8 protein-coding genes are annotated in these 6,354 nt (G+C 49.3%); 1 reads left to right on the top strand and 7 read right to left on the bottom strand.

The window, feature by feature from the left end; translation table 11 throughout:
- Positions 1–221: 221 nt before the first annotated feature.
- The 4 genes from coaA to EKM94_RS12810 all read right to left on the bottom strand — a co-directional run bounded on the left by coaA (position 222) and on the right by EKM94_RS12810 (position 4,454).
- A complete protein-coding gene (gene coaA / locus EKM94_RS07585) occupies positions 222–1,148 on the bottom strand; it encodes a type I pantothenate kinase (RefSeq protein WP_125599907.1) in 927 nt (308 codons plus the stop codon).
- 159 nt (positions 1,149–1,307) lie between these two features.
- The gene (locus EKM94_RS12405; protein WP_164511154.1) at positions 1,308–1,640 is read right to left on the bottom strand and encodes a hypothetical protein; all 333 of its coding nucleotides are present in this window, start codon (positions 1,638–1,640) and stop codon (positions 1,308–1,310) included.
- A gap of 152 nt (positions 1,641–1,792) precedes the next feature.
- Positions 1,793–4,105, bottom strand: a complete 2,313-nt coding sequence (helD, locus tag EKM94_RS07575) for an RNA polymerase recycling motor HelD (RefSeq protein WP_225422184.1) — start codon at positions 4,103–4,105, stop codon at positions 1,793–1,795.
- Between the two features lie 223 nt (positions 4,106–4,328).
- Positions 4,329–4,454: a hypothetical protein gene (locus EKM94_RS12810; RefSeq protein ID WP_263853236.1), complete on the bottom strand. Its 126-nt coding sequence runs from the start codon at positions 4,452–4,454 to the stop codon at positions 4,329–4,331.
- Positions 4,455–4,539: 85 nt separating this feature from the next.
- Between EKM94_RS12810 and EKM94_RS07570 the strand changes: the two genes are divergently transcribed.
- Positions 4,540–4,761 (top strand): hypothetical protein, encoded by a 222-nt coding sequence (locus tag EKM94_RS07570; protein WP_125599904.1) that lies wholly within the window; start codon positions 4,540–4,542, stop codon positions 4,759–4,761.
- Positions 4,762–5,082: 321 nt separating this feature from the next.
- Here the strand turns inward: EKM94_RS07570 and EKM94_RS07565 are convergent, their stop codons facing one another.
- The 3 genes from EKM94_RS07565 to EKM94_RS12400 all read right to left on the bottom strand — a co-directional run bounded on the left by EKM94_RS07565 (position 5,083) and on the right by EKM94_RS12400 (position 6,103).
- Positions 5,083–5,283, bottom strand: coding sequence for a CsbD family protein (locus EKM94_RS07565; protein WP_125599901.1), 201 nt, complete (start codon positions 5,281–5,283; stop codon positions 5,083–5,085).
- Positions 5,284–5,419: 136 nt separating this feature from the next.
- Positions 5,420–5,674, bottom strand: coding sequence for a GlsB/YeaQ/YmgE family stress response membrane protein (locus tag EKM94_RS07560; RefSeq protein WP_125599898.1), 255 nt, complete (start codon positions 5,672–5,674; stop codon positions 5,420–5,422).
- A gap of 255 nt (positions 5,675–5,929) precedes the next feature.
- The gene (locus EKM94_RS12400; RefSeq protein WP_164511153.1) at positions 5,930–6,103 is read right to left on the bottom strand and encodes a hypothetical protein; all 174 of its coding nucleotides are present in this window, start codon (positions 6,101–6,103) and stop codon (positions 5,930–5,932) included.
- Positions 6,104–6,354: the final 251 nt, after the last annotated feature.

The following is a 6,354-nucleotide window of genomic DNA, read 5'->3' as shown; positions in this document are numbered from 1 at the left end:
ACGTGTGGCTCAGCGGTGAGATTATTCTTAGCGATTTATCGCTTAGAATAAGGCTCGATTTGAAGACAATTCCCGCTTTTGGAATTGGCTTCAAACGATGCCCACCGCGTTCCAGCCACGACAAACGTCCTGAGGCGGTTGCGTCCACATCCAAACCCTACCACACCTGCAACCACGCGAGAAATCCGAAACAGAAACGGCACTTTTCAGCTAGATTCTACTCAATACTTGCGCAAACCGATTTTATCAATCACATGGTGTTCGGTCTTATGCAAGATCAAGTCGGCGCGATTACGCGTGGGCAGGATATACTCGCGGAGATTCTTCAAGTTGACATCCTGCCAAACCTGCCGCGCCATCGTGAAGGCGGCTTGGCGGTCGCCAATCGCGTAGGGGTAATAGTAATTCAGCGGATCCTGCAGGGCCGTGTCCAACAATACACCGAAACGCTGCAAATACCACTCTTCAACCAGCGCCGCTTTCGCATCCACATAAATGGAGAAATCGAAATAATCGCTGACGTAGATTTGCTGATTGGTCGGCAGTTGCAAAACGTTGATTCCCTCCACGATCAGAATATCCGGGCGGTCGATCACATCGTAACTGTCAGGCAGCACGTCATAAACTTGATGGGAGTAACGTGGAACCTTGATTCCTGGTTGATAGGATTTGACCTGGTCCAAAAAAGTCAGCAAATGTTCCATGTCGTAGCTTTCTGGAAAACCCTTGCGCGCCATAATGCCGCGCCGGTTTAACTCCGCGTTGGGATAGAGGAACCCATCGGTGGTGATCAATTGGACCTTCTGATTGGGCAACGACCGACTTAGTAGTAATTGTAACAGTCGCGCAGTGGTGCTTTTGCCCACGGCGACACTGCCGGAGATCCCGATCAGAAACGGTGTGGGCGCGACCGTTTCGCCGCGGAAATCCGCTTTATCTTCGACGAGTTGATGATAGCGCCGCAAATAAACGTGGATCAAATGACGCAGCGGCACGTAGATTTCCTGCACATCTGTCAGCGAGATGCGGTCATTCAGGGCGGCAATCTGGGCCAGCTCATCGCCGGTGACCGTATTCAGTTGATTCTTGCCATGAAAATTCCGCCATTGTTCCCGAGTAAAATAATCATAGTTCTCTGGCAAAGCCATATTTGGATAACTCCTTGAAAACAGTATTTCAATCACAATTTCGCGGTCGTGCTAAGTGGACCCGCTTCAATTATTGGCAGATCACGGCGACCGCAATGCAAAACCAGATCCCCGTCAGCGCCCTACGACTAATACAGTCCATTCATACTATTACACTATTCAGTTCTTTTGCCAAGAGGTCGCAGATGTTTTCGCGAAAAAATCGCCATTCCGGTGGACCACTTTTGGTGCTTTTGATGCTTTTGATGCTTGGGGGCGCGTTCGGTACTTTTGATACTTTGCGCGTTCGGCGTGTTTGGCGAGTTTAGTATTATGGGTACTTTCAGTATTTTTGATATTTTTGACGCTTTTGACGCTTTTGACGCTTTTGACGCTTTTGACGCTTTTGACGCTTTTGACGCTTTTGACGCTTTTGACGCTTTTGACGTTTTTTTCACTTTTAGCACTTTTTAGAACTTTTAGAACTTTTAACGTTTCTAGTACTTCCAGCACCTTTCAATACCTTCAACGACTTTAAGTCTTTTAAGACATTTTCCTGATGATTTCAAGACTCTTTAAGCCGTTTTTCCGGCACTTCTCCACCAATTTTAGCCAGCGTGTTTAAGGGCTTGTCCCAGCTAATTCCCATCGAGCAACAGAACCGGCTATTCCACGGTATAAAGTGTGGCCGGAACGGCGCTTAATAGCGGGGACAATTCGTCTTGGGCCAGGATCGTTAAGCGGTGCATCGCCCGGGACGCAATGGTGTAAACCAATTGGCGTTCGTCTTCGTCATGATATCTGGTCGCCGAGGCGTTCCACATGACGACGGCGTCAAATTCCAATCCTTTGGCTAAGTAGGCGGGAACGATAATGGTGCCGGCGGCCAAGCGTTGATTTTCTGAGCGGATCAAGGTGGCGTGGTAACCAGCCGTTTTCAGAAACTGGGCTAGATCCTGGCTTTCTTGCTTGGTCTTGGCAATGATGGCGGTGGTCAACTGGCGCTGATCGTTCTCCTGCAATGTGCGCAACAGCAACTCGTGTAACGCCGCTTCGTCGGCACGGATCGCAATATTGGGTAAGTCTCCGGCGCGATCGAAGGTATCGATCTTCTGGCCGTTTCTCAGCAGGGCCCGGGTGTATTCGGTGATTGGTTTTGTTGAGCGATAGGAGCGGGTCAATTGGACCACTTCGGTTTTTTCCGGGTCAAACAGCTTCTGAACTTGGCTCAATAACGAGCTGCTGGTCGCGTGGGTGAAAATCGCTTGATTCAAATCTCCCAGCATCGTGAAACGGGCTTTCGGGAATGACGCTTGCAAATAAGCGGCTTGAAAAGGTGTGTAATCCTGGATCTCATCAATGAAAACAAACTTAATATTGCGGTCGACCTGCTTACCGGTGATCAGATCGAACAGGTATAAGTATGGACTCACATCATCAAGCCGGAGCCGTTTATCGCGGAAGTCCGCCTGTACTTGGGCCACTTCTTGGTTCCAGTCCTCTTTAGTGACGCCAAAACTTGCCAAATCGATCAGATAAGGGACCTGTTGTAAGAAATGTAAATACTGGGCGCGGCTATTGATAAAACGGAAACGACGAATCCCCCGATTAACTGTCTGTAATTCTTTGGTGACAATTTTCCGAGCCAAATATTTAAACTCGGCGTCACTGGAAGCGAACTCTTGATCCGCCTTGGCATACAGGCTTTGTAGCTGTTCATCGCTTAAATTCTCCACCGCTTTAGCGACCCAATTCTTGCGGATCTCAGGCTCGACTTTGTTGTTCAGTAACTGGATCAAGCGCTCTTGAGTCGCGTCCATCCGGTTGGCCAAATGATAGTTTTCATTGAAACTGTAATAGATTTCCGCCATTTTCTCTTTACTGAAGTAAGGCTTGCCGCGGAATTTCAAATCTTTGAAACGCATATCTTGTTTTTCAAGATGACGCGCATAGATTCCTACTGCCTTGAAAAAGCGCAGATCGGTTTTAACCCGCGAGATGGCTTTGGCGGTCGTCGTTTGCGCCACCTCGAAATTCGCCGCCGGATCCGTGATCGTCATTTTCGGCAGACGCCGGCCAATGAATTGGGCGTAGGTCATTTGTACCATGTTCTGTTCGCCTAATTCCGGCAAAACGTTCTCGATGTAGTCGTTGAACAACTGGTTTGGCGAGAACATGATCACTTGGCTGGCCGTTAGTTTACCGCGATAACGGTACAGTAAGAACGCGACCCGTTGTAAGATCGCCGATGTTTTCCCGGAACCAGCCGCGCCTTGAACGAAGAGCAGATCCGCCGCCACATTGCGAATGATCTTGTTCTGTTCCTGTTGGATCGTGGTCACGATCGACTTCATCTGCGTGCTGGATTTCTCCCCCAGCACTTCCAGCAACATCTGATCGCCAATGGTTTCCGTGGTATCAAACATTGACTCGATCGCGCCACCTTTGATCAGGAACTGGCGCTTGAGTAACACATTGACCGTCTGTTCCCCATCAGGCGTTTGATAACTGACCTGGCCCAACTTGCCATCGTAGTAAATCGACGAAATCGGCGCCCGCCAATCGTAAATCAGAAAATGATCGTGCTCATCGCTAAAGGAACCTAGACCGATATAAATCGTTTCTCGTCTAGGCTCACCATGCTCATGGAAATCAAGGCGCGCGAAATAAGGCGTTTTCGCCAACCGTTTCAAGGTGTTCAGCTGCCGCGCCGACTGTTGCCAACTATTCTCACGCTCTTGCAGCATTTGTTGCTGCTGGCGAATCGACAGCGCCGTCTCCAAATTGGTCGTATCGCTACCGTAACTTAAATGGACTTCTTCATTGAATTGTCGATTCAACGACTGCGTATCGTTTTTCGCCTGGTCGATCGATTGGCGCGCCTTCGTTTGCGCACGCCCGATCTTCGTAATCACTTCATCTAAATGGCGCTGTTCCGCCGCTTGTGTCTGACGGATAAACTTCTCATTTTTTGTCAATTCCCCACAACCTTTTCGAATATCACTGTCATTGCCAAAAATGTATTGAATAATTTTATCACAAAACCGTAACGAACAAAAGTATTTGAGCTTGATTCTTCCACTTCGCCCCTCGTTTGATGCCTTTTTGTTCGCCTCGATCTGGAGACCTTCAGCCTATCTCTTCTTAGCTGGTGGATGCTATTTGCCCGCTGAGATACCCGCAGCCGCCATTAGTGACCGGTCATTCGGTTAGCCCGCTGCTAAGAAACCACGCGCTTTGCATTTTGAAACGTGCTCCGCGCAACTGCTTTCTGCGCCGATACGCAACCAGCGCGTACAGCAGGCCGGCTTCGGCGACGCCATTCATTTGTGAAGCCTCTTGTTTTATGACCCTTAGTCTACTAAACTGAGGATAGCCAATTGGGAATTGGCAGAAAATGGAGGAATTAGGGATGGATTCAAGCGAAGTTATCGCGCCGGCAATCATTGGTGTGATTCTCTCAGGTGTGGGCGTCTGGCAATTGATCGCGGTGGTCAGATACATTCGTAACGCTGGCAAAGCGAAGGATGCCTTTCGGGGATGGGCTACCTGGACCAGTTTATTGATTGGGGTGCTCTTCACTGGTATTGGGGTGGAGACGCTGATTGCCGCCATCATCAACGCCTTCAAATAACCATTCAAGCACGCCGCCGGGAGTAACAGGTAGGCAGCCCTTGTTCATCCTCACCAAGTAACCAGGTGGCCGGCGCAGCGGTGGGCCGCTGACCGCCAGTCAATCTTGGCGGGTGAACCAGCTGACCTCGTCTTTTACCGAGAATGTAGCCGCCGCTGGTCCAATTTAATTTGTATGAATCGACAAAAATGACCCAGTCAACCGGAGATCGCCGTTAAGCGTTGTCCGTTCGCTGAGCCATTTTTTATATTAAAGTCGCCGTGACGCTGAGCCGGTTCTTGGTGTTAAACAAGTTTCCGTCAATTAGCCCATCATCACACGCTATTCATGCTTGTGTCGCTGATCTAGTTTCTCATTGACTTTCTCCGCGACGTTTTCAGCAAGTTGGTCCAATTTCTCTTTCGCTTTGCCTGTCGCGGCTTGGGCTTTACCCTTCAATTCTTGTTGATCATTATTGGTGACCTTGCCGACTGTTTCATTAAGCTTACCTTTGACTTGATCTTTCTCACTGGCGAAACTCATGTTGTTCACTCCTATTCTCATTGAAGCTGATCGCAGCTGATCTGATTAAATAACGGGGGGACGTCATTGATCTGCCAAGGGGGAAGTTGAGGTCAGCACGCTTGCTGTGGGGGATCTTGTGGGGGGACAAGATGAATCAAGCGCGCCGGGTTTTATTGAAGAGCCAAGAAGTGAGTAGCACAACAACAATTGCGCCGATCAAGGCAGGAACGATCGCCATGCCGCCAATGATTGGGCCCCAAGTACCGAGGAATCGCTCCCCTAACCAGGCGCCAACCAAACCACCAAAAATATTACCGAGCCAACCCATGGGTAAATCGCGATTGACGATCGCACTGGCCAAGGAACCAATGACCGCGCCCACGATCAATACCCAAACAAAATGTAGCACTAACACACTCCCTTTCTAAACATGATCACCAATAATTACTTATCGGTAGCTTAACTTTAACCTGATGGGTATTCTGCTGTCAACAAATATGCAATCAAAAGCATAGCCTAAATCTTATGAGTGCTGATCCACTTGCCCAACAAAAAAACCGGATCACCTAAGATCCGGTCAAAACTCCCCTTTAGCCGTGACCTCCGCGAACTAGTCCTGAAGGTGTAGGCCTTGATGCTGTCACGATTCGCAGTCCGGCCAGCTTTATTTCTGCTGGCGCCGGCGTTGATACCAGTTGCGGAAATAAGGGATCCAGAAAACAATCAAATACCCCACCGCCATACCCATGATGGTGTAAATGAAAATATGTTTGAAATACAGGCCGAACAGAAACCCGATCAAGGCTGCTAGGCCGGTGATGATTGATTTTCGTGTCATCGTTTTGCTCCTTATAGACGTGTTCGCCAACCTAGCTTCTTCCGCTTAGCTACGCCAGTATTCCGGAGGCATGGACCGCCTCCAAAATCCTGCCTAGGCTAATGCTCAGAAGCTGACCAGGTCGGTTCGCACTCTGCTTTTTGAAACGTGTTCGCCTCCCCAGCGCTTTCCGCTTAGCTACGCCATTGTTCCGGAAGCAAAGCCCAGCTTCCAAAACAATGGCTAGGCTAATGCTCAACCGCTACCCGGGG

This window comes from Lapidilactobacillus achengensis (assembly GCF_003946655.1).
Classification (GTDB): domain Bacteria; phylum Bacillota; class Bacilli; order Lactobacillales; family Lactobacillaceae; genus Lapidilactobacillus; species Lapidilactobacillus achengensis.
This window is presented reverse-complemented; position numbering and strand designations above follow the sequence as displayed.